Annotated in this window: 19 protein-coding genes and 2 pseudogenes; 9 read left to right on the top strand and 12 right to left on the bottom strand. The window is 46.3% G+C overall.

Features of this window, described 5'->3' with window-relative positions:
• The first annotated feature begins 21 nt into the window (after positions 1 to 21).
• Positions 22 to 1,065 carry an anthranilate phosphoribosyltransferase gene (trpD, locus tag RIG66_RS19415; RefSeq protein WP_446380385.1) on the top strand — a complete coding sequence of 348 codons (1,044 nt, stop codon included), beginning with the start codon at positions 22 to 24 and terminating at the stop codon, positions 1,063 to 1,065.
• A 212-nt stretch (positions 1,066 to 1,277) separates the two neighbouring features.
• Positions 1,278 to 1,718 carry a GNAT family N-acetyltransferase gene (locus tag RIG66_RS19410; protein ID WP_446380408.1) on the top strand — a complete coding sequence of 147 codons (441 nt, stop codon included), beginning with the start codon at positions 1,278 to 1,280 and terminating at the stop codon, positions 1,716 to 1,718.
• 181 nt (positions 1,719 to 1,899) lie between these two features.
• On the opposite strand, the pseudogene RIG66_RS19405 reads toward RIG66_RS19410, so the two are convergent.
• The 3 genes and pseudogenes from RIG66_RS19405 to RIG66_RS19395 form a co-directional block, all read right to left on the bottom strand.
• Positions 1,900 to 2,253, bottom strand: a pseudogene (locus RIG66_RS19405) (HepT-like ribonuclease domain-containing protein).
• 83 nt (positions 2,254 to 2,336) lie between these two features.
• Positions 2,337 to 2,627, bottom strand: coding sequence for a nucleotidyltransferase family protein (locus RIG66_RS19400; protein WP_446380384.1), 291 nt, complete (start codon positions 2,625 to 2,627; stop codon positions 2,337 to 2,339).
• A gap of 32 nt (positions 2,628 to 2,659) precedes the next feature.
• Positions 2,660 to 2,812, bottom strand: a pseudogene (locus RIG66_RS19395) (serine/threonine protein kinase); the annotation flags it as partial.
• Positions 2,813 to 2,965: 153 nt separating this feature from the next.
• On the opposite strand from RIG66_RS19395, the gene RIG66_RS19390 reads away from it, so the two are divergent.
• Positions 2,966 to 5,926: a tetratricopeptide repeat protein gene (locus tag RIG66_RS19390; RefSeq protein ID WP_446380383.1), complete on the top strand. Its 2,961-nt coding sequence runs from the start codon at positions 2,966 to 2,968 to the stop codon at positions 5,924 to 5,926.
• Positions 5,927 to 6,070: 144 nt separating this feature from the next.
• Here the strand turns inward: RIG66_RS19390 and RIG66_RS19385 are convergent, their stop codons facing one another.
• Positions 6,071 to 6,700 (bottom strand): MotA/TolQ/ExbB proton channel family protein, encoded by a 630-nt coding sequence (locus RIG66_RS19385; protein WP_044204210.1) that lies wholly within the window; start codon positions 6,698 to 6,700, stop codon positions 6,071 to 6,073.
• 157 nt (positions 6,701 to 6,857) lie between these two features.
• Positions 6,858 to 7,652: an LmeA family phospholipid-binding protein gene (locus tag RIG66_RS19380; protein ID WP_446380407.1), complete on the bottom strand. Its 795-nt coding sequence runs from the start codon at positions 7,650 to 7,652 to the stop codon at positions 6,858 to 6,860.
• Between the two features lie 307 nt (positions 7,653 to 7,959).
• Between RIG66_RS19380 and RIG66_RS19375 the strand changes: the two genes are divergently transcribed.
• Positions 7,960 to 8,361: a gamma-glutamylcyclotransferase family protein gene (locus tag RIG66_RS19375; protein WP_446380382.1), complete on the top strand. Its 402-nt coding sequence runs from the start codon at positions 7,960 to 7,962 to the stop codon at positions 8,359 to 8,361.
• 311 nt (positions 8,362 to 8,672) lie between these two features.
• Here RIG66_RS19375 and RIG66_RS19370 read toward each other — a convergent pair whose 3' ends face one another.
• Both RIG66_RS19370 and RIG66_RS19365 read right to left on the bottom strand, forming a co-directional pair.
• Positions 8,673 to 9,194 carry an anti-sigma factor family protein gene (locus tag RIG66_RS19370; RefSeq protein ID WP_446380381.1) on the bottom strand — a complete coding sequence of 174 codons (522 nt, stop codon included), beginning with the start codon at positions 9,192 to 9,194 and terminating at the stop codon, positions 8,673 to 8,675.
• A gap of 411 nt (positions 9,195 to 9,605) precedes the next feature.
• Positions 9,606 to 10,262, bottom strand: coding sequence for a sigma-70 family RNA polymerase sigma factor (locus RIG66_RS19365; protein ID WP_044204213.1), 657 nt, complete (start codon positions 10,260 to 10,262; stop codon positions 9,606 to 9,608).
• A 320-nt stretch (positions 10,263 to 10,582) separates the two neighbouring features.
• Between RIG66_RS19365 and RIG66_RS19360 the strand changes: the two genes are divergently transcribed.
• On the top strand, positions 10,583 to 11,329 hold the full coding sequence (locus RIG66_RS19360; RefSeq protein WP_446380380.1) for a L,D-transpeptidase: 747 nt from the start codon (positions 10,583 to 10,585) through the stop codon (positions 11,327 to 11,329).
• 25 nt (positions 11,330 to 11,354) lie between these two features.
• Here the strand turns inward: RIG66_RS19360 and RIG66_RS19355 are convergent, their stop codons facing one another.
• The 4 genes from RIG66_RS19355 to ispF all read right to left on the bottom strand — a co-directional run bounded on the left by RIG66_RS19355 (position 11,355) and on the right by ispF (position 13,987).
• The gene (locus tag RIG66_RS19355) at positions 11,355 to 11,483 is read right to left on the bottom strand and encodes a hypothetical protein (RefSeq protein ID WP_446380379.1); all 129 of its coding nucleotides are present in this window, start codon (positions 11,481 to 11,483) and stop codon (positions 11,355 to 11,357) included.
• A 13-nt stretch (positions 11,484 to 11,496) separates the two neighbouring features.
• The gene (locus tag RIG66_RS19350; protein WP_446379170.1) at positions 11,497 to 12,051 is read right to left on the bottom strand and encodes a late competence development ComFB family protein; all 555 of its coding nucleotides are present in this window, start codon (positions 12,049 to 12,051) and stop codon (positions 11,497 to 11,499) included.
• Between the two features lie 122 nt (positions 12,052 to 12,173).
• Positions 12,174 to 13,154: a M23 family metallopeptidase gene (locus RIG66_RS19345; RefSeq protein ID WP_446380378.1), complete on the bottom strand. Its 981-nt coding sequence runs from the start codon at positions 13,152 to 13,154 to the stop codon at positions 12,174 to 12,176.
• 344 nt (positions 13,155 to 13,498) lie between these two features.
• A complete protein-coding gene (ispF, locus tag RIG66_RS19340; protein WP_446380377.1) occupies positions 13,499 to 13,987 on the bottom strand; it encodes a 2-C-methyl-D-erythritol 2,4-cyclodiphosphate synthase in 489 nt (162 codons plus the stop codon).
• 400 nt (positions 13,988 to 14,387) lie between these two features.
• Between ispF and RIG66_RS19335 the strand changes: the two genes are divergently transcribed.
• The 4 genes from RIG66_RS19335 to RIG66_RS19320 all read left to right on the top strand — a co-directional run bounded on the left by RIG66_RS19335 (position 14,388) and on the right by RIG66_RS19320 (position 18,735).
• On the top strand, positions 14,388 to 15,275 hold the full coding sequence (locus RIG66_RS19335) for a pentapeptide repeat-containing protein (RefSeq protein ID WP_446380376.1): 888 nt from the start codon (positions 14,388 to 14,390) through the stop codon (positions 15,273 to 15,275).
• Positions 15,276 to 15,476: 201 nt separating this feature from the next.
• Positions 15,477 to 15,926, top strand: coding sequence for a ferritin-like domain-containing protein (locus RIG66_RS19330; RefSeq protein ID WP_446380406.1), 450 nt, complete (start codon positions 15,477 to 15,479; stop codon positions 15,924 to 15,926).
• Between the two features lie 503 nt (positions 15,927 to 16,429).
• Positions 16,430 to 18,022 (top strand): vanadium-dependent haloperoxidase, encoded by a 1,593-nt coding sequence (locus RIG66_RS19325; protein ID WP_446380375.1) that lies wholly within the window; start codon positions 16,430 to 16,432, stop codon positions 18,020 to 18,022.
• 125 nt (positions 18,023 to 18,147) lie between these two features.
• Positions 18,148 to 18,735, top strand: a complete 588-nt coding sequence (locus RIG66_RS19320) for a Uma2 family endonuclease (RefSeq protein ID WP_446380374.1) — start codon at positions 18,148 to 18,150, stop codon at positions 18,733 to 18,735.
• Positions 18,736 to 18,881: 146 nt separating this feature from the next.
• On the opposite strand, the gene RIG66_RS19315 is transcribed toward RIG66_RS19320, so the two are convergent.
• On the bottom strand, positions 18,882 to 20,238 hold a 1,357-nt coding region (locus RIG66_RS19315; protein WP_446380373.1), incomplete at its 5' end, for a WD40 repeat domain-containing protein.

The following is a 20,238-nucleotide window of genomic DNA, read 5'->3' as shown; positions in this document are numbered from 1 at the left end:
CTCCTATTTTTTCAGATAAACATGATCCAAACTCCCACCAACTGGTCTAACCTGCTGCAACAGATCCTCGACAGACAATCATTATCCCGTGACCAAGCCTCACAACTGATGCAGGGATGGCTCAACGAGGACATTCCGCCAGTGTTATCGGGGGCGATTCTGGCTGCGATTCAGGCAAAAGGCGTCTCTCCATCGGAATTGGCAGGAATGGCTCAAGTGTTGCAGGATCAATCCTTACAGCAGGAAGCCATTGACCATAAAACGCCAGTTATTGATACCTGTGGCACAGGCGGCGATGGTGCATCCACCTTTAATATATCGACGGCTGTAGCGTTTGTCGCGGCGGCAGCGGGTGTACGGGTTGCCAAACATGGGAACCGTTCCGCCTCCTCGAAAGTGGGTTCAGCCGATGTTTTAGAGGCGTTGGGCGTCAATTTATCTGCCCCACCAGAACAAGTCCAGTCCGCCTTGGATGAGGTGGGCGTGACATTTCTATTTGCCCGGGGATGGCATCCCGCCATGAAAGCGGTAGCCCCATTGCGACAAACCCTGAAGGTGCGGACAGTATTTAATCTGTTAGGACCTCTAGTCAATCCATTGCGCCCCACAGGTCAAGTGATTGGCGTATTTGACGCCAACGTCGTATCAACAGTTGCCCATGCGTTAAAACAAATGGGAATTCATCAGGGAATTGTCCTCCATGGACGAGAAAATCTAGATGAAGCGGGATTGGCTGACGAAACCGACTTGGCACTTTTATCTGATAGTGGGGTGCGACTGTCTACGCTGAATCCGCAACAGTTTGGTTTAACGTCAGCACCCACAGGGGCGTTGCGTGGCGGCGATTTGGGCGAAAATGTGGACATTTTAACGAATGTTTTACAAGGGAAAGGAACAGCCGCCCAACAGGATGTGGTGGTGTTAAATACTTCGTTAGCCTTGCAAGTGGCTGGAGTTGTGGCGTTAGAGGATCACCAAGCTGGGATTGAACGGGCAAAGGATATTCTCAAAAGTGGGGCGGCTTGGTCAAAATTGGAACAACTGATACAGTTCTTGCAGAATTAGGGTAAGTGGTTAACGCATTTCCTTGCCCTTACCATAATGGGTAAATTGCACAGTTGATCAAGCTATTTGCTGGTGCGGTTATTCTGCTGTAGGGGCGACCCGCTTGCATTAATTAACAATGGTGTCCACTCAATTTGTTCGGGTCGCCCTTTACTCAAATTGTTACCGTGAATAGGCTTGCATCCCTGACTACGAACGATGGAGCGATCGCGATGAGCCATATCACGTTCAAGACTGTTAATTATAAAGAATATTCAGCCGCTATTCAAGGGGTGAGACGCTCGGTTTTTCACATTGAACAAGGTGTTGATCCAAGTTTGGATTTGGATGGCAAAGATGAAACCGCCGATCATATTCTGGCGTATGTCGAGAATCAGGCTGTGGGAACCGTCAGGGTAAGATATCTGGATCATCAAACGGCTAAAATTGAACGCCTCGCTGTTTTATCAGAGTTCCGAGGACAAGGAATCGGTAAGCGATTGATGCAAGAAGCCCTCAACATTGCAGCCAACAAGCAAATCAATACAGTAGTTATTCACGCTCAAGATTATGTGAAATCGCTTTATCTAAAACTCGGCTTTTTACCAGAGGGAGAACTATTTGAAGAAGCGGGTATTTCTCATGTTAAGATGATAAAATTACTTAAATCCTAGATTTAACCTTTAATAAAATGGATTAGCCTTGCACCTAAAAAAACGTAAAAATTATTCCACCTGTTTAACTGTGTCACGCCGATATAGGGCGACCCGATCAAATTGAGTGGATTCCAATTGTTCATGAAAAAAAAGCGGGTCGCCCCTACAAGCCCCCAGGGAGGAGTGCTAATCTCATTAACTATTCTTCCCTTGCTTCACACTCTAGCACATCTTGGAGTTGGGATACTAATCGAGGTAGATCATCTTGAAGGGTTTCCCAAACTCTGGCTAGATCAATTTGAAAATATTCGTGAGTGACAACATTTCGCATTCCTGCCATCAGACGCCAAGGAATATCAGGATAGCGATTCTGGATTTCATCAGGGACAGTTCGAGTGGCTTCTCAAATCACAACAAAATCATAGAGAACTGCTTTAATAGTGGTTTCATTGTTTTGAAAGTCTTCAAAGGTTATGTTAGCTGTACGTTGCTCAATTCCAGTTATGGATTGTAGAATACAGCGCTTTCCTCTGCTATGAGGTACAACATCAATCTAGCAGTTTGAGGGATAGCGGGCTAATACTGTACTCCATAAGAGCGCGAAGCGCTGTATCTTGAAGGCGTAGCCGCCAATCTCTAGAAGGCACGAATTGAATCCTTAAGTACAGGTTCTCGCAAATGTTCCTTCAACGCTTCCTGAGTTCCCAAATCCACAGCACACCCTAAAATATCTTCTAAATAATACTGCACTTGCAAGAGTTGAAACAAACCCCCTGGTCGATTAAACTCTACTAAAAAGTCTACATCACTATTTGCATCAGCCTCATCTCGTGCGACTGAGCCAAACAAATTCAGTGATTTTACTCCCAGGTTCTGTAATTGTTCTCGATGTGCCGTGAGAATGGCTAGTACCTTATCTCGTTTCATGATTTGTTTGCTGAAATCCAATCAGTCGTGTTTTCCAGAACCTCTGTCGCAATCTGGCGCACTTGAACTTCCGTAAAGCGCTTTCCTTGGTCTAGCCATTGTTGCAAGGAAGCACCAGGAATGTAATCTTGGACGAAACCAAACCACGGTAAGCCGCCTCCTGATTGCTTATTCAGGGAAAAATAGCTGATAGCGCTGATGCACGACATCTTGGCGTTGTAGCATCCTCACACCTCGGTTAAGATGGCAGCTTTCTTTCTAAGTTAGCTTAAGACATTCCGCTATAGTGAGTAGTTACTGGTTATGGGACAAAGAAAGTAGACAATGAGCGATGAACCATGAACAACCGATTACAGTGGTGGAAAACTGGAAACCGCAAATATCTAGGTATTCTGGGGCTGATTTGGCTAGCCAGCGCTTTGTGCGATCGCCTGTGGTTTGCGCTTGACAATTCTGTCCCGGCTTGGGATCAAGCGGATTATTTAACGGGTTCGTTAAACTATTGGCAAGCGTTGCAACATCCGGAGTGGTTATCTGGCGAATGGTGGACGAATTTATGGCAACTTTCGTCTAAGATACCGCCGTTTACGTATATCGCTACAGCTATTATTCAACATGTTTTTGGTCGGGGAACGGATCAAGCCACACTGGTTCTATTACTCTTTCATGCTATTCTTATCGGTTCGGTTTATGGTTTAGGTGTTCAACTTTTCAATCGTCGGGTTGGGTTATGGGCGGCTGGATTAACGGTGCTTTTACCGGGACTCTATCGTTATCGTTTAGAATTCCTTCTCGATTATCCACTGACTGCTGTTGTTACTCTCAGTTTCTTCTGTCTCACGGTTTGGCGAAACCTAGGTTTAATATCATCAGTTAAATTTGATGGAGACAAGGCAGAAAAAAAGGATCAAGGTGGCAAGGTAAAAGGAAATGATGACTGTTTAGGCGGACATGATACTGTTCACAATAACGATGGCGTTGGGTTGAGGTACGAAACCAAACCTACAAAATTGATAGGCAGCAGATCGCTTCAATCTCTACTCTGGGCAATCATCTTTGGTTTTTCCCTAGGATTAGCGCTAATGGTAAAGCAAACAGCGCTATTTTTTCTATTTATACCAATTATCTGGGTTATGGCGGGAACAATTCGACGGCGAAACTGGGGACGCTTCGCTCAGTTAATTGTGGGATTGTTGGTATCTGGGTTTGTATTTTATCCCTGGTATCGTACCAACTGGCTACTCATTTTAACCTCTGGGAAACGAGCTACGTTAGATTCCGCGATCGCAGAGGGTGATCCGGCGCTGAATACTTTGGAGGCTTGGCTTTATTATGGGAAGATTTTACCTTATTTGGTGTCGTGGGTTCTGTTGCTTGTGCCGATTGTGGGTTTGATTCTTTATTGGCGCAAAAAAGAGAGAGTTTGGGGTAGGCAAAGGAACGATGTTTTTTCAACGCAGAGGGGCGCAGAGGTTAACGCAGAGGGGCGCAGAGGGTTTCAGAAACGATATGGGTTGGGTGGGTTAGGTTTCGATGTTTCTGTGTCTCTCCGTAGTTCTTTCGGTTGGCTGGCTGTGTTTTTAATTGGAGGTTATCTATTGTGTTCTCTGAATGTGAATAAGGATGCTCGTTATATTTTGCCATTGTTGCCTGTATTTTCGTTAGTTTTAGCATCGGGTTTGGTTCTATGGCAAGGTGGTTGGGGTAAGTCTGTTCGCTGGGGAACGGTGGGGTTAGCGTCTGTGTTAGTGGTGCTGAATTTGTTTCCTTTGGGCGGTGCTTTTTTAACTCAGGTTCTTGCGCCGCGTGTTCAACATTTACCCTATTTTGGAGAACCTGTTCCGCTGGCTCAAGTGATTGATGAAATTATCCAAACCTCTCCGAATTTACAGACAACGTTAGGCGTATTACCGTCAACGCCGGAAATTAATCAGCATAATTTAAATTATTATGGGGCGTTGCGAGATTTTCAGGTGTATGGGCGTCAGGTAGGGGTACGAGAAAAGCAGATTGAACAGGATGCGCGATCGCTATCTTGGTTTGTGACAAAAACAGGGGATCAAGGGTCTATTCCTGAAGCGCAAACGGCTATAGTAGAGAAGGTTGAACAAGGCGGAGAATTCCAACTCCAGAAGACGTGGGATTTACCGGATGGTAGTCTGCTCAAGCTTTATCACCGACATCAGCCATTTTTCGAGGTCACAACAGTCAACAGTAAACAGTCAATTGTAGGGGCGGATTTAAACCCAATTTTAGGGACAAATTTAAACCCAATTGTAGGGGCGGGTTTAGGAACTCAATTCAGATACTCACCAATAAATGAACAACGAAACCCGCCCTCTTCACCAATAAATGAACAACAAAACCAGTCCTTATTTAACAGCCTGCCGTTAAGCGTAGTCGAAGGGTTAAATAAAATTCAATTAAATCAGGTGATTGTCCCAGAAACAGCCCCTCCTGGTTTCCCTACACCTGTTACCTATGAATGGACAGGAGATTGGCAACCCTTACAATCGGGAATTGTTTTATTAACTTGGCATTCGCTGGAAGCAGGAGATCAATATCAATGGTTACATGATCATGGTATTGCCATGGGAAACTTATTTCCTAAGTCAACAAACAACCGTCAACTATCAACCGTCACCAATCAATCGCCTAAATACCAGGTTAGTGAACGGATGGCGATGTTACCTCCAGCAGATATCCCCGCAGGAACGTATACATTAAACGCCACCTATTTGAATCGTGAAACTGGGGAAACCTATCCGATATCAGTACCAACCGTTCAAATAAAAATTGACCCAAAAGCGTCTACAATACCTGCACCGGAATTAGATTTAATCACCCAATTTCGCACATTAGCAGCGACTTTACCAAATGGTTCTGATTCTATGGAGGCTATATTTGAACAAACGGGTCGAATTAATCAGTATGACCCAATTCAGGATTACCTCGTGCAGGCAGACTTTGCGTTAACTCATCGGTTAAAATTGGAACCAAAACGGTTAGATTTGGCGTATGCCCTAGCTTTATCGAGGGTTTTACAGGTAGATTCCCAGGCTGCGATCGCAGCATTAAAGCGAGTCGTCCAGCTTGATCCCCAAAATCCTTATGCTCATGCTTATCTTGCCTTCGTTTATTTATATGAATGGCGGGGTAAAGATGCTCAAAATGCGCTTAAGCCTGCCTTAAATCTCAGCCCAAATCTGCCAGAAGTTCAAGCCCTTTCTGGTGTTGCTGCCCTGATGCAAGGAAATTTAGTCAAAACCTGGTATTTTATTGAAAAATTGAGAAATTAGTCCTGACCGAAACATGGGGGAAGGGCGGGTTTTGCACAAACGTTATTATCAAAATCTGGCACGACATTCCCTAAACCCGCCCCTACACAAAACCAGATTCCCTCGAAGCTCGTGAAGGATCAAAATTCAAAACTCCAAACTATTTCATTTAATTCGCTCGTAATAACCCAGATAAATCAGTTCCAGCTTTCCCCCATACTCCTGAATCAAGGCAAGTTGACGCCGATACAATCCGCGAAAAGTGTTAGCAAAGATCAGAGTTGCGATCGCGACACTCAACCCGGCGACGGTGGAAATTAAGGCTTCACTGATCCCACCTGTCACACCCACGGTGGTTTGACCGCCAATATCCCCAATCCGTAGGGCGGCAAAGGCGTCAATTAATCCTAAAATTGTACCTAAAAGTCCCAGTAGAGGTGAGACACTAATGATGGTCTCAAATGCTGTGTTGAACCGCTTGAGAATCGGTAACTCCGCTTGCACCGCACTTTCGAGGGCGAGGCGAAATTGTTCGGGAGTGGGACGTTTGAGTTCCAACGCCGCTAGAAAAATTCGGGCGATCGGCAGATCACTATTTTGTTCCAGCTTGAGAAAGGCTTCTGGGGGATTTTGTTGGTAGAGGTGCAGAACCTCTCGCATCAGGCGGTTCTGGCGCTGGGTGACTCGCCGCCAAAAATTTATCCGTTCTAAAATTAGCGCGATCGCTAAGATAGAAAGCACTAATAGGGGCAACATAACTACCCCACCCAAGGAAAAGAAGGCGTTCAATGACATGCAGTTGCTCAATTAGTGATGAGGGAAGAGGAAAAGAGGGCAAATTTTTCCTTGTTCACCTTGTCTCCTCCGCACCCTACACCCTACACCCTACACCCTACACCCTACACCCTACACCCTATACCCTACACCCCACACCCCTGTGTCCCCTGAATGGCTAAGGAGTATTAGGGATACGATCAATTTGGGCGTAACCACTGAATATCAGTTGTTGTCCTTGGGTTTCCAGGCGATTGATTCGCATCGTAACGCCATCGAGATTGAAGCGATCCAGATCCACCATGTTATTCAAAATCTTATCCAGGGCATCGGTCAAGGCTTCAGATTTGCCTCGCAATTCCTCTGGAATAGTATCCGGTTCAAATTTAGAGTCTTTGAAGAGAATCCGCCGCCGCCGTTCTACAGCCAGAGTTGAGGTCATATTAATTGGAACTAACTCCTGATCGGGAAGGTTGACTTTGGCAAAAAGCTGAATCCGGTTATTGGGAAGCAGCTTGAGTTGCACGTCGGTGAAGGAAATTGGTTTACCCCCAGTGATATCCTCCAATTCGGGAATGGAAATATTTTCTAAACGCTTTCGCACCAGTTCAGCTTTAAACGACTGGTTGATATCGGGTTCTGTCAACACGACTTGGGCGATCGCTTGGGTGGGTTGCTTCAGGTGAATCTGACCCTTGAGGACAGAACTGAAGTCCAAGGACACAGCATCTGTTTCAAAGGACATCTCCTCCGTCCGAAACTGTCTACGGATCACCAAGCCTCGCCCCTGCATCTTAAAACTGTCAATGCTACCCTGCAACAGTTTACTGGAGGGATTGCAGCGCACCGAAACCTCGACAGACTCACTGCGAGTAAAGAGGTGGCGAATCGTATTGCTGGCGACGGTATTGAGCATCCGTTCGCCCCAATCTGTACCAGACGGGTTGGTAAAACCGGCAAAGCCACCGAGCATAGTAGTCCTGTTATCCACGCGAGTTGTCTCTTTACATTTGTAACAAAATGTGAAGCCTTCAGCAATCTCACGGTGGGAATATTGATGGATATTGAAAATTGATAACTAGCATAGACCTAGGGTTGACTTGGGGTCTAGCTATGGGAATAGAATTTCTGAAGTGAATGATTAGTTTTGGTAAAGGTGAGAGAAGGGAACAGGGAACAGGGAACGGTTTTCATAACTTCAACCCCTAAACTCTACCATGAAATCTGATCAATTATTTTCAAAGCTTAGTCCAGGACGGTCAAAGGATTAGGAGGGGAACATGTTCATCCGGGTGTTTGTTTACGGGACTCTCAAACCTGGGGAAGTCAATTATCAACGCTACTGTGAAGGAAAAGTGATAGCCGCCCAACCTGCGATCGCGTTGGGTCAACTGTTTAATTTGCCCATCGGCTATCCGGCGATGATCCCTGGTAATAATCAGGTGCGAGGATTTTTACTGACGTTCACTGAGCCAACCCTTTTAACCGTCTTGGATAAGCTAGAAGACTACAATCCGCAGCGAATCCCAGAGGACAATGAATATTATCGGCAACAAGTGACGATTTATGATCTAGCGAACCAATCGTTAGGAGAGGCTTGGATTTACCTGATGCAACCTGAGCGAGTGCAACGTTTAGGGGGTACACTCATTTCTTCGGGTTGGTGGAGTCCTATAAATTAGGGTCTGCTGAATAAGTCTTGTGGTGGGGTTAGAGAGCAGGGGAAGCAGAGGGAGCAGAGGGAGCAGGGGGAGCAATGGTACATTTTCGGTGATTCTATCGCCATAGTTTTCAACACCGAGCGAAGCCGAGGTATTGATAGATAGTCTCACATTTCCTTGAAGATGAACAACTTTCTCTACGGCTCCAAGTGTTGATAGCTAAGGGTTTTGGCTTTGTTCAGCAAGCCCTGAATGATGAATACCCCATCTGAAAGGAAATGGGGCATTGAATAGAGAGATATTTTTCTGTTTTCTTGCCAGCGACAGGATAGTTAGGGATTGAAGATGGCAGAATCAACGAAATTTTCCGGCGAGGCACTTTTAGCCTTGGGGATTTGGATAACTGGACGGTTCACGGCGATCATCAGAGGCTCCGCCGCCTCTTCGGTTACAGGAGTTTGAGCCAACCGTGGCATAAACTGACTACCAGGGAGTATCCCAGCAAAGGCACTGACAAACATCGCGGCGATCGCAGCGCCACCCCAAACCATGGTGTTCCGTATGCGGCGGCGATCAATGCGGCTAAACACCTGATTTGCCGTCTCTTGAGTGGTTACCTGAGTGGCAGGTACGGGGAGCTGATGCAGCCCTTGGCGTAGCTTCATCAGTCGAGCATACAAGCGCTGGCTATTGGCATCATTGGCTAACCAATCTTGCACTTGATAGCGCTCGGCTGCTGTCACCTCACCATCGATGTAGGCACTGATGAGTTCAAAGCGATCGCGCTGTAGACTATCCATGTCTCTGGCAGCTTTTTGCCCGGAACAGTTATGAGCATCAAAATTAGAGTTCATTTTAGATCACCACCGAGTCTTCACTAGCGCTCAATTATGGATCGTTATCGTTTTTGACATCATCCCACACTGACTCTATTCGAGAGAGCGTATGGGCTTCCTTGGTCGTAATCTGATCAATTACGCTGTTGGCGTTTTATAGTGAGGAGATGCCCAGCCCCACTGTTAAACTGTATTGGCTGATAAGGTTTGACTTTTACCATTAACCTGCCAGCTTTTGCAGCTTGGCAAATAAAATAATAGTTGAAAGTTGACCTTAGCCAGGGTAACGCAAGACTTGAGTGAACGACTACACCCTTCATTCCATTGCTCTCAAGTGTTTGGAATTACTCGCTCCAAGATGTTATATATCCCATCATAGAATGAACTTTGGTTTAGGGGAACAATTTCCCCATTCTAATCCGGAGACGATTAAACATCTAGATAGGGTTGCAGTTGAGATTGCAGTCTTGAGCGGGCTCTAGCGATACGCGACTTGACGGTTCCCAGGGATACGCCTGTAATTTCGGCAATCTCTTCATAAGCCATCCCTTCAATTTCTCGCAAGACAATCGTCGTGCGGAATGCTTCTGGCAAGTCTTTAATGGCTTCTCGTAGCTGGGCGTAAAATTCCCGCGTTGCCATATTGTCTTCCGGACTTGGGCCATCAGCAGCAATTTCCCAATCCATCTCACCATCATCCATCCGACGCGGTGCATCCAATGACAATGGCGGAGCTACCCGTTTGCGTTTACGCAGCTCGTCATAGAAAAGATTGGTCGTGATACGACTCAACCAACCCTTAAATTTGACAGGTTCCTTGAGGCGCTTAATATTCCGGTAAACTCTAATCCAAACTTCTTGCGCCAAGTCGGGTCTGTCCTGCCAATCTGGAGCCAGATGGTATAAAACCTTCTCCACATGGGACTGATATCGGCGTAGCAGTTCAGCAAAAGCAGCCCGGTCAGGAGTAATACCGTCCTGACAGCGCAAAATTAAATCGTAGTTCGAGAGTTTTTCAGGTTGCACCGTCACATTATTGGGTGTGACCTCAACCGGGGACCAGGATAGAGAAATCGATTGGCTCATGGATGGTAATGGGTGCTAGAACATCCTTACTTTTCACAGACGCCTGACTTCACGTAGAGTTCCCGCTTAGATTAGCAAAGGCTTGGTTGGGGTGAATAAACTAAATTTCAATTATCTCTATTCAAACTTACCAAGTGCATCCTCCAAACGGGTAATGTTTCCCGTCAAGTTTCAATATGGCATCTGGAAAAGCCTATCATCATTCTTCTAGAGGAAAGACCTTCTATCCGGAAAAAAGGGTAAGACGGCTGCCAATGTCAAATATAAAGTGGTTTTGATAAGTTAGAGTTGCCTCGGTTGTGATAGCCTCCTAAGTTATTATGGGCGGAACCTTCTCACTAAAAACTAGCTTAATGCTGCTTTGCTTTGGAGCAGCAGGATTACTATTGTCAGTGGCGTGGCAACAACGTCAATCAATACCACCCCCCTCTGAGATTGCCCAATCGGTTCAGAGGGCATTTCCTGGATTGGAGGATGAGAGCGAGTTAGATTCACCTCAGCCACTGGGAAAGTACGGTGAATGGATAAGAGAGCGAATGACCCTTGATTGGGGATGGGGTTTAGATGCCCCTGTTCCCCTAGCCGGATTAATTCTACCTCATCCAGGTTCTTCTGAGCGAAACGCGATCGCCCAAGTATCACCCCTGACTCCCCATCTGAATCAGGCGATAATTGCTTTGGATGTGCGATTAGTTGTGGATTTGAGTGATGCCAAGGTGTATAGTTACTGGGGAGAGCAAGAACTCGCTAGCTATCCAGTTGCTGTGGGTCAACCCGGTTGGGAAACGCCGACAGGTCGCTTCAAGGTTCTCCGCAAGCAGCGCAACCCCATCTGGCGACAACCGATTACGGGCGACTTAATCCCCACTGGACCCGATAACCCCTTAGGCGATCGCTGGATCGGATTTTGGTCTGACGAACACCATCAGATTGGCTTTCATGGTACTAATGATGAAGATCTGGTTGGCAAGCCAATTTCTCACGGCTGCTTACGAATGCGAAATGCTGATATTCAGGCGTTGTATGACCAAATTCAAGTCGGAACGCCTATCTTGGTAAGGAAGTAATTCGTCATTTGTCATTCGTCATTTGTCATTCGTCACACTCACCAAGCGAGAAGTAAGCTACGTTATTGGTTGTCTTCCCCATCTTCCTCATCTCCCTCATCTCCCTCATCTCCCTCATCTCCCTCATCTCTCTCATCTCCCTCATCTCCCTCATCTTCCCAACGCCTCTAGGGACTTTTGAGATCAGATTTGGGTTCAAAGTTGGGGGCGTAATCTTGGAGTAAGGAACTCACCTGCTGGAACAAATCTTTGCCGCTACCTCTACGAAGAGCTTGGCGTTCAGAGCCAAAATCTGGTCGATGCTGATTTTGCATGATCGCCGTATCAACTTGCTGAGTAATCAACTCTTGTAGTTCTTCTCTGGCTCGTTGACGTTGGTATTTTGCCCCTTCTTCTGTCGTAGCATACAGAGGGGGGAGTCGATTCAGAGCATAGGCGGCAATATCGCCCACATCCAGCACCTGATCGCTGGTTGCTTCAATTTCAGCCACTTGCGCGATCGCTTCGGTGAGTACCAACTCCTCCATCACATTAATAAACTGCTTGCGCGGAACGGCGACGACTTCACCCGTCAACAGCGCTCCCATCAGGCGATCCAACGCCATATATTCTTCGATCGAAAGCTCTGATGCTGTATCACAAATACGTCCGACCTCAGTTTCCATGACTGGGGTTAAATAGCCATCTTGCAGAGCTTGTTCTACGATTTTTTCAATACTCATGGTAGTTGGATTAGATTGCCCATTAGTCACTCAGATTAGGGGAGACTTACCAGAGTTTACCTTAAACAAAACCCACAAGTGTATAAGATGCAGGAAAACTTCAGAAAAACTTAAACCCTGTATTATTCAATACCGTCAAATCTCCAGGGTACTGGATCTACAGCAATGCCATGAACATACAGTCCCCAGTGCAAATGCGGTCCCGTAGAAGCTCCCGTTGAACCCACTGTACCAATTCTTTGACCGGCTTGGACAAAATCTCCTTCTTGAACGTCGATTTGATTTAGGTGCAGCATAATACTCAACACCCCTTGACCATGGTCAATGCCGACTGTATTGCCATGAACATTAAACCCTTGTGATTCTCGTCCCACTAACGCCACTCGTCCGGCGGCGGGTGCTACGACAGGTGAACCTGTTCCAGCCGCGTAATCAACGCCTCGATGATAATAATCCTCGGCGAATACTCCGTTATAATAACGACGCACGCCAAACACCGTAGACACTCGACCTACATTAGGTCTGACTAAGGGTCCATTCCAGAACTTTTGCGGCGTCACCAATGTTTTAAACTCAGCCACCCGATTGAGTTCCAGTTCTGTGGCGGATCGGTTGGCACTACCCGATAGTCGGATACGCTGGGTGGGAAACGAGCGATTTTTCAGGAATACAGCCAGATTTCTCACCTCACCATCCCCAATAACTTGAAATTCTAAACGTCCGGATTTATCCAGAGGAGTGGTTGGGAGTAAGGCACGATAGCGATTGGCGGTGACAGGAAAGGCGGGATAGATTTTTTGCCCGATGGACACGCTTGGCGGTTGAGTCGTGGTTTCTGTGTCAATCATCACCGACAGCGTATCCCCTAACTGGGGAGTTTCTGGGGTTACGCGCACTTGCAGCGCGATCGCGGCTTGACTCGTGAACGCCAAAACCGTTGCTATACCTACAGTTAACGCTGTGGTCAACCGTCCTTTGATCCCCAATGGTTTGGCAGGGAAACGTCGCGGAGTGACCGAAAGGGTTTGACTGGGGAATCCTAAACTCTGGGTGTTGAGTCTGGCTTTTTTAATGTCTTCAGAGTATGGTAAAAGGGCGCTCATCAGAATTGGTAAACAATCAACTTGATAGTCCTAGAGGATAGACTAACACTTTCCCTTGAAATTGAGCCTTTAAGACAAGGCAGAAGGTTCCAAGCCGATCCTTGAATGCCCAGGATCTTTCTAACACATTGTAGTAAGCTGTTATGCATTTAAATTGTGAATAGGCAGTGACCAAGATGGTTGCACGACAAGGATTTCGCAGTTCCTAACATTATGGTTTAAATGCCGAACAGTTTACAAGAAAGATGAGACAGCCCTGTTCTACCCTGGGAAAGGGTGTATCACATCGAGCTAAATTCCCCTTTTTAAGGGGAACTTTGAGTTTATTAATTTCCAACCAAGAACTAATGCTCTTTAACTAATAACGCTACAGCATAAGCCGCTATACCTTCTTCCCGCCCCACGGGTCCTAATTTTTCATTCGTGGTGGCTTTAATCCCAATTTGATCGGGTTGTAATGCTAGAGTTGTGCTGATCCGATCGCGCATGGTTTTGATGTGAGGCTTGAGCTTGGGACGTTCGGCAACGATGACGGAATCAATATTGCTAATCTGCCAACCCTGCGATCGCACTAGCACTAACTCATTCACTTGACTCAATAACTCTAGACTATCCGCTCCTGCCCATTTTGGGTCGGTGGGGGGAAAATAATGACCAATATCGCCGAGACTTAATGCACCTAGCATCGCATCCATAATCGCATGGGTGAGGACATCCGCATCACTATGTCCTAGCAATCCGAGTTCATGGGGAATGTTTACACCCCCCAGAATCAAAGGGCGTCCGTTTCCCAGTTTATGGATGTCGTAACCGTTACCAATACGGATATTCATGGCTTTTTCCCCGATGATATGATGTCCAGACCCATCACCAATAATAAAAACTTCTCTTCATCTCCCCCTCACCCCATCTCCCCCTCACTGTAATTATGGGTATTCAAAGTGTAACCGATACGCGATCGCATGCCCAAGACGACGGAGAGGCGGGTTGAGGGATTAACAAGCAACAAAACCCACCCTAATCCCAACCGCTAAAATTGACTAATCCCGAATCACGATTTTCTTTATCAACGCTTTAACTAACCGATTCCTTTTTAAGCAAACAGTAAAATTTTACCATTTTTCCTCAAAAATACGCCTCAACCCCTTCATTTTTTTCAACATCAAGCTATTCTCAATAGTAAGAGTAACCACTCCCGCCTAAATTTAAATAAGCATTCAACCTAGCTTCAGGTTGTCTGCTTATAAATTTTATCGCCGTTCAATTGCGCCAGACGCGGAAACCGTTAACGACGATTTATTCTCCGTTTCTCGGAACCAGCCACCCTATCTGGAAATTGCTCATTGTACTCACACGAACTTTCCTATGAAACTGCAAAACCATCGAATTCCAGAAGAGCAAGCCCAAGACGTTTTGACGCGAGCGGCTCAACTCTATGCCCAGCACAACCAAAGCTATTCGGTACAAGAGCTAATCGATGCTGGAACCGAAGCCCAAATTCCATCGGAGTTTATGGAAGAGGCGATTCATCAGATTGAGTTAGAAAACATCCAAGCTGAAGCTCAACTCCGCAAAGCTAAACGTGGTAAACCTTTAGTTATGGGGGTCGCGATCGCACTTCCGGTGCTCATCGCCCTTGGTGTAGCTGGATGGTTGTTACAGAGAAATAGTGTAACCAATGCCGCCGTTAGTCAGCCAGCCCAGACACAAGAGGCGATATCCCCGCCCACTACAGTCAGTGATGCCACTGTCGCACCCAGTAACTTCAAATGTGCGGGCTTAAGCCTCAACGGAGCTGATTTGAGTGGCAAAAATCTCAAAGGTGCCGATTGTACCAATGCCGATTTAGGCAATGCGAATTTGGCAGGAGCCAATCTCGAAGGGGCAAATCTAAGTCATTCTAACCTAGAAAATGCTAATCTAAATGGCGTTAATCTCAACGGGGCAGATTTAGCGAGAGCGAATTTGGCAGGAGCCAACCTCGACAGTGCCAACCTAGAAGGCGCGAACCTGAGCAACACTGATTTAAGAAATGCCAATCTCAACAACGCCACTATCACCCGAACAGATATGGCGGGAGCTAACTTAGATGGGACGAACTTGAATAATGCCCAACAATAAGCGGTTCGCCGTAACGGGAGCATCTTGCTCCCCCAACTCCCAGACGTAGCATGCTACGTCTCTACATTGCTCCCTCAGCTCCCCTTACCGAGGTTGCGAAATGTTCTCTAGCAACTGTTGTAGATTAGCTGATTTGTTAGAGTCCTTTAAAGATAAACTAAAACAGATCTGAGTGAATCTACATACCGTAACCTCAACATGATGAAAGAACTTGACCTGAAAAAGACCATTGACGTACTCAACACCATCATGGAGTTTGAGTTGGCTGGTGTCGTGCGTTACACTCATTACTCCTTGATGATCATTGGTCCGAACCGAATTCCGATTGTCAACTTTTTTAAGGCACAGGCTAGTGAGTCTCTACTCCACGCTCAACAGGTGGGAGAAATTATCACAGGCTTAGAAGGTCATCCCAGCCAAAAGATTGCGCCCATAGAGGAAACTTACCAACATTCTGTGCAGGATGTTTTACAGGAAAGCCTTAATCACGAGAAAAAAGCATTAGATCTCTATAAAGACCTTCTGGATATCGTGGAAGATGCTTCCATCTATCTCGAAGAATTTGCTCGTGGTCAAATTGGTCAGGAGGAAATGCACAACATAGAGATTAAGAAGATGATGCGTGATTTTAGCTTAGGGGTTACTGAATAAGTATTGTGGTGAGGGGAGGAAACAGGGAACGGGAAATAGGAGGAATGGGGGCTGTGGCATTTCTCGGATTCCTGAATTCTTCCTCAGCTGCACCGGGTATTGCTGCCCATGAACTGACCGGGTTAGAAACAGGAGATCTCTACCAAAACGGGGTGAGTTCACCTGGATTTAGCAGTTTACCGCCAGTCCGACTACGTAGGTGCGTCCCTATTACGGCATTAAAACAGTTAATACTTTATCCTTATACATATTTTTGTGAGCAATCGCATCAGGTGGCATCCCGTTTTCGTAAAGAAAAATGTGGGATATAGACAGCGAGTCATTGAAGCCTCTACCATTGGTCTAATCGTCTAACCTGAGCAACCGTATCCTTGTCTGCCGTGGGTCAACGGTAGACAAAGTTAAGCTGGAAAATTTTAGGGGTAACCCAACCTAGAAGGTATCCGGATGGGTTGCTATTGCTGTTGAAGAATAAAGCTTCTTGTTCCAAGGTATAGATTAATATGAAAAAAATCTTTTCCCGTCGCAGCTTATCCCGCCAAGTTCGTGAAGAAGCGGCTGAAATTGCCTTTTTGCGTCCCCATCCTGAGCATTTAAATAATGGTGAGGAGTCGGCGTATCGGAACGCTGAGAACGAACTGAGTTATATTGCCAACTATTCCAAAGGTTTACCTCATAACGATTTAGGCGAAGTAGACCAAAAAGCTTACCGCCTCTTGCTCAAAGCCTTGTGTAGTGGCAATCCCGGCGATTTTGAGGCAATACCACGGGGTTGTACTCGCGGCAAATCAGAGTTATCTGAATCCAGTTCCGAGGAAAAGAAACGCCTGGGTTGTCGTCGATTGATCAATCCACAAGCCGCGTTAGCCTTTGATTTAGAAGGACCCGATGCTCAGTCAGTCACGATTCGCCCTGCTCCCCGTATCGATGGGGCAGAAAATGCTTGTGAAGCCATAGAACTTTACTGGATGGCGTTATTGCGGGAAGTTAATTTTACTGACTTCCGCGATAACTGCGACATTGAAAAAGCTGCGGAAGAACTATCAAACTGCTCGGATTTCCGGGGACCAAAAGAAGAGGGTAAGGTGACACCGGATGTGATTTTCCGAGGGTCTACACGGGGAGATGTTGTGGGTCCTTTTATCTCACAATTTCTGCTCAAAGATATCCAATATGGCACGCTGACCATTAACCAACGCCAACGGACGGTTGTTCCCAACAGCGACTTTATGACCGATTATAAAATGTGGTTGGCGGTGCAAAATGGCTTTGATTTCAGTGGTCAGGATAAATTTGATAAAGTGCCGCGCTATATCCGGAATATGCGGGATTTAGGCAATTATGTGCATTTTGATGCCCTCTATCAAGCCTATTTGAATGCTTGTTTGATTTTATTGGATATGGGCGCACCGTTTGATCGGGGGAATTTCTATCTTACCTCAGACAATCAGGATGGGTTTGGTACGTTTGGTGGACCGCATATCCTCAGTTTAGTCACAGAAGTGGCAACGCGAGCCTTAAAAGCCGTTTGGTATCAAAAATGGTTTGTGCATCGGCGGCTGCGCCCTGAAGCCTTTGGTGGACTGATTCACAATCTTATGACGGGACGGGCGGAGTATCCAATTCATCCAGAGATTCTTAATTCTCAGGCACTTAAAGCGATGTTTGATAAGAATGGTAATTATCTGTTACCGCAAGTGTTTCCCGAAGGATCACCGACTCATCCGGCTTACGGTGCGGGACATGCGACAGTGGCGGGGGCGTGTGTGACGATGTTAAAGGCGTGGTTTGATGAGTCTTATCAGATACCCGACCCGAAGGTGCCGAATGAAGAGGGGACGGAGTTGGTTTGTTATATGCCCTATAGTGGACCGGGTACAGAAGTTCTCACCGTCGGCGGAGAATTGAATAAGCTAGCGGCAAATATTTCCATTGGTCGCAACATGGCAGGTGTACACTGGCGTACAGACTACACAGAATCGGTAAAATTAGGAGAAGCGATCGCGATCGGAATTTTGCAGGAGCAAAAGCTGACGTATAACGAGGATAGCTGTTTCTCGCTGACCAAGTTTGATGGTACAGCAATTACCATCTAAATTTGAATAGCAGTATCAGAATTTAGTAGAGACGTTGCATGCAACGTCTCTTGTCCCCAGTTATTTGCCCACTGCTTTAGTTGTTATAGTTGACCGCTACTTGGTATACTCTTCCCCAACCTGCCATGCTGACAACCACCAACCGCCTGACTCTTGAAGAATACTTGAAGTATGACGACGGGACAGACACTTGCTATGAACTGGTTAATGGAGAGCTAGTCCCGATGAGTTTGGGTACTGGAAAACATGGAGCCATTTTAAAATTCTTGGAACGCACCTTTGATAACCAATGCGCTCAAATAGGACAAGAATGGACAGCCTTGGCTGGAGTCGTCGGTGTGCGTTCTCCCCGCGCTGGTCGATGGGATACCGTTCGTATTCCCGATGTCGTTGTGATTCCCCTAGAACAGTGGCGTAACCTGCAAAATCGCGAAGCCGTTATTGAGTTAAATGAACCCCCACCTCTACTCGTTGTTGAAGTCGTCAGCGAATCGACGAAAAGCACCGACTATCGTGCAAAACGAGCCGAATATAGCGTTTTAGATATTCCTGAATATTGGATTGTTGATCCTCTAAATGCTAAAGTCACGGTTCTCACGTTAGTCGAAGGTTGGTATGACGCGGTGGAGTTTGTTTGCAGCGATTTGATTCAATCGGCGATATTTCCTCGCCTCGAACTTACGGCTGAACAACTATTAGGTGGTAATATTTAATTCAGCCTGCTCATTTCTTTGTAACATTACTGCCACGACTGTTTAGTTTGAATATATTATACCGCGATCGGCAGGTAAAAAGACGGTGTTTGATAATCTTTGTTTGGCTGATCTAATCTGCAATCAGGCGATCGCTCAAAATTGACTTATCCGTTACATTCGCTACCAAATGCGCTGCTATTTTCTAACCGCAGAAAATGCACTCGTCCCGATGCACCAGCCGCCACAATGGTGAATCCATCAGGCGCGATCGCACAGCAGAGTAACGCACCCTCCCCACTGAAACTGGCAAGTTCTGTTCCCTGCTGCAAATCCCAGACTTTCAAGGTGTTATCCCCTGAAGCGGAAACAATTTGTTTCCCATCTGGACTGATGGCTACTGCATTTACCAAGTCAGTATGTCCGGTGAGGGTAAATTTTTCCACCCCTTTTTCCAAATCCCAGACTTTCAGGGTTTTATCCGATGAAGCGGAAACAACCTGTTGCCCGTCGGGACTGATGGCTACTGCATTTACCAAGTCAGTATGTCCAGTGAGGGTGCATTTTTCCATGCCCTTTTGCAAATCCCAGACTTTCAGGGTGTGATCGAATGAAGTGGAAACAACCTGTTGTCCGTCGGGGCTGATGGCTACTGCATTTACCCCATAGGTATGTCCAGTGAGGGTGAATTGTTCTACTCCTTTAAGCAAATCCCAGACTTTCAAGGTGCTATCTGATGAAGCGGAAACCACCTGTTGTCCATCAGGGCTGATCGCTACTGCATTTACCAGATTGGTATGTCCAGTGAGGCTAAATTTTTCCATACCCTTTTGCAAATCCCAGACTTTCAGAGTGTTATCCGATGAAGCGGAAACCACCTGTTGTCCATCAGGGCTGATCGCTACTGCATTTACCAAATAGGTATGTCCAGTGAGAGTGAATTTTTCCATGCCCTTTTGCAAATCCCAGACTTTCAGAGTGTTATCCGATGAAGCGGAAACCACCTGTTGTCCATCAGGGCTGATCGCTACTGTATTTACCAGATAGGTATGTCCAGTGAGGGTGAATTGTTCTACTCCTTTAAGCAAATCCCAAACTTTTAGGGTGTTATCCGATGAAGCGGAAATCACCTGTTGCCCATCAGGGCTGATCGCTACTGTATTTACCAGATAGGTATGTCCAGTGAGGGTGAATTGTTCTACTCCTTTAAGTAAATCCCAAACTTTTAGGGTGTTATCCGATGAAGCGGAAATCACCTGTTGTCCATCAGGGCTGATGGCTACTGCATTTACCCAGTGGGTATGTCCGGTGAGGGTGAATTTTGCCACGCCCTTTTGCAAATCCCAGACTTTCAGGGTGTTATCCCATGAAGCCGAAACAACTTGTTGCCCGTCGGGACTGATGGCTACTGCATTTACCCAGGTGGTATGTCCAGTGAGGCTAAATTTTTCCACTCCTTTGTCTAAATCCCAGACTTTCAGAGTTTTATCCCTTGAAGCCGAAACAACTTGTTGTCCGTCGGGG

The organism is Coleofasciculus sp. E2-BRE-01, assembly GCF_040221695.1.
GTDB lineage: Bacteria > Cyanobacteriota > Cyanobacteriia > Cyanobacteriales > Coleofasciculaceae > Coleofasciculus.
This window is presented reverse-complemented; position numbering and strand designations above follow the sequence as displayed.

Bases quoted from the DNA above. Each gene is read 5' to 3' on its own strand.
- trpD (WP_446380385.1), top strand. From the start codon at position 22: ATGATCCAAACTCCCACCAACTGGTCTAACCTGCTGCAACAGATCCTC.
- RIG66_RS19410 (WP_446380408.1), top strand. From the start codon at position 1,278: ATGAGCCATATCACGTTCAAGACTGTTAATTATAAAGAATATTCAGCC.
- RIG66_RS19400 (WP_446380384.1), bottom strand. From the start codon at position 2,627: ATGAAACGAGATAAGGTACTAGCCATTCTCACGGCACATCGAGAACAA.
- RIG66_RS19390 (WP_446380383.1), top strand. From the start codon at position 2,966: ATGAACAACCGATTACAGTGGTGGAAAACTGGAAACCGCAAATATCTA.
- RIG66_RS19385 (WP_044204210.1), bottom strand. From the start codon at position 6,700: ATGTCATTGAACGCCTTCTTTTCCTTGGGTGGGGTAGTTATGTTGCCC.
- RIG66_RS19380 (WP_446380407.1), bottom strand. From the start codon at position 7,652: ATGCTCGGTGGCTTTGCCGGTTTTACCAACCCGTCTGGTACAGATTGG.
- RIG66_RS19375 (WP_446380382.1), top strand. From the start codon at position 7,960: ATGTTCATCCGGGTGTTTGTTTACGGGACTCTCAAACCTGGGGAAGTC.
- RIG66_RS19370 (WP_446380381.1), bottom strand. From the start codon at position 9,194: ATGAACTCTAATTTTGATGCTCATAACTGTTCCGGGCAAAAAGCTGCC.
- RIG66_RS19365 (WP_044204213.1), bottom strand. From the start codon at position 10,262: ATGAGCCAATCGATTTCTCTATCCTGGTCCCCGGTTGAGGTCACACCC.
- RIG66_RS19360 (WP_446380380.1), top strand. From the start codon at position 10,583: ATGGGCGGAACCTTCTCACTAAAAACTAGCTTAATGCTGCTTTGCTTT.
- RIG66_RS19355 (WP_446380379.1), bottom strand. From the start codon at position 11,483: ATGAGGGAGATGAGGGAGATGAGAGAGATGAGGGAGATGAGGGAGATG.
- RIG66_RS19350 (WP_446379170.1), bottom strand. From the start codon at position 12,051: ATGAGTATTGAAAAAATCGTAGAACAAGCTCTGCAAGATGGCTATTTA.
- RIG66_RS19345 (WP_446380378.1), bottom strand. From the start codon at position 13,154: ATGAGCGCCCTTTTACCATACTCTGAAGACATTAAAAAAGCCAGACTC.
- ispF (WP_446380377.1), bottom strand. From the start codon at position 13,987: ATGAATATCCGTATTGGTAACGGTTACGACATCCATAAACTGGGAAAC.
- RIG66_RS19330 (WP_446380406.1), top strand. From the start codon at position 15,477: ATGAAAGAACTTGACCTGAAAAAGACCATTGACGTACTCAACACCATC.
- RIG66_RS19325 (WP_446380375.1), top strand. From the start codon at position 16,430: ATGAAAAAAATCTTTTCCCGTCGCAGCTTATCCCGCCAAGTTCGTGAA.
- RIG66_RS19320 (WP_446380374.1), top strand. From the start codon at position 18,148: ATGCTGACAACCACCAACCGCCTGACTCTTGAAGAATACTTGAAGTAT.